3 protein-coding genes are annotated in these 920 nt (G+C 50.2%); all 3 read right to left on the bottom strand.

Annotated elements, in window-relative coordinates; all coding sequences use genetic code 11:
• A partial coding sequence (gene hscB / locus KQJ18_RS24180; protein WP_216422982.1) for a co-chaperone HscB occupies positions 1–330 on the bottom strand: 330 nt, incomplete at its 3' end.
• Between the two features lie 74 nt (positions 331–404).
• Entirely contained in the window at positions 405–728 is a 324-nt protein-coding gene (iscA, locus tag KQJ18_RS24175) for an iron-sulfur cluster assembly protein IscA (RefSeq protein WP_216422981.1), read from the bottom strand.
• Positions 729–748: 20 nt separating this feature from the next.
• A partial coding sequence (locus KQJ18_RS24170; protein WP_191582897.1) for an iron-sulfur cluster assembly scaffold protein occupies positions 749–920 on the bottom strand: 172 nt, incomplete at its 5' end.

Genomic DNA, 920 nt, shown 5'->3' with positions numbered 1-920 from the left:
GTCTTTCGTCTGCTCGATCTCGTCAAGCTCTTCCCGCAGTTCCAGTTGCTCCATCAGGAACGCGGTATCACGCACCGTGTGCTGCTCATTGCGAATATCAAAGCCGTGTAAAGACAATAAGTATTCGGCGCGCATCAAGGGATGACGCAGCGTTTGCCAGGCCTGGTTAATGGTGGCGGACTGCGAAACCGCAGCAAGTTGTTCCGCCTGAGAACCGCTGGCGAATTTATCAGGATGATACTGACGTTGGAGATCCTGAAAACGGATCGTCAGGGCCTGGAGATCAATAGGATATTGAGCGGGTAATCCGAAGAGAGTGAAGTAATCCATAACTATCTCAGGGGTAGCCTGTTAGAACAAACCCCACACGTAAAATCATGCGTGTGGGGTTATCGGTGAGCGCGTTATACGTGGAAGCTTTCGCCGCATCCACATTCGTCTTTCACGTTCGGGTTAGTGAACTTAAACCCTTCGTTCAGACCTTCTTTGACGAAGTCTAACTGCGTACCGTCGAGAAATTGCAGGCTCTTACCGTCGACCACAACTTTAACGCCTTTGTCTTCAAACACGGTATCTTCAGCCGCCGGCTCGTCAACAAATTCCAGTACATAGGCCATACCTGAGCAGCCGGAGGTTCTCACGCCCATGCGCAGGCCAAACCCCTTACCGCGGTTAGCCAGGAAGGTATTTACACGCGCTGCTGCACTGTCGCTTAAGGTAATCGACATAATAAAACCTCAACTCTTAATTATTTTGCTTCACGTTTGCTTTTGTAATCCGCAATCGCGGCTTTAATCGCGTCTTCAGCCAGGATAGAGCAGTGAATTTTCACCGGTGGCAGTTCAAGCTCGTCGGCGATATCGGTGTTTTTAATCGCCTGTGCTTCGTCCAGCGATTTCCCTTTTACCCATTCGGTAACC

The sequence above is a fragment of the Citrobacter sp. S55_ASV_140 genome, assembly GCF_018919505.1.
GTDB classification, from domain to species: domain Bacteria; phylum Pseudomonadota; class Gammaproteobacteria; order Enterobacterales; family Enterobacteriaceae; genus Citrobacter; species Citrobacter werkmanii.
The sequence above is the reverse complement of the archived record's forward strand: the minus strand, read 5'-3'. Positions and strand labels throughout refer to the sequence as shown.